This window comes from Chryseobacterium sp. SIMBA_038, from assembly GCF_046535115.1.
Lineage (GTDB): Bacteria > Bacteroidota > Bacteroidia > Flavobacteriales > Weeksellaceae > Chryseobacterium.
In genome coordinates, this window is record NZ_JAWRXH010000058.1 from 1 (window position 1) to 350 (window position 350).

At 55.7% G+C, this 350-nt stretch carries 1 protein-coding gene; it reads left to right on the top strand.

Annotation, left to right across the window (positions count from 1 at the left end):
• The coding region (locus SB689_RS22705) for a LysR family transcriptional regulator (protein WP_410694334.1) at positions 1-350 on the top strand (350 nt) is incomplete at both ends.

Genomic DNA, 350 nt, shown 5'->3' on the forward strand with positions numbered 1-350 from the left:
GTTGTTCGTGGCAATCGCCGACGAGCGCAGCTTGACGCGCGCAGCAGAGCGCGAACACCTGGCACTGGCAGCTGTCAGCAAGCGCATTAGCGACCTAGAATATCAGCTCGGTATCTCTCTGCTCTATCGCCGGTCGCGAGGTATCGAGTTGACCGCCGCCGGGCATGCCTTTCTTCATCACGCTCGCCAAATGCTGGATGGTCTCCTTAGGCTGAACGCTGATATGAGTGAGTACAGCATAGGTATTAAGGGACACATTCGCCTGCACGCTAATACCTCCTCGATTATCGAGTTTCTTCCCGACGACCTGAGCGTATTCATGGAGCGCTTCCCTCAGATTCGTATCGACC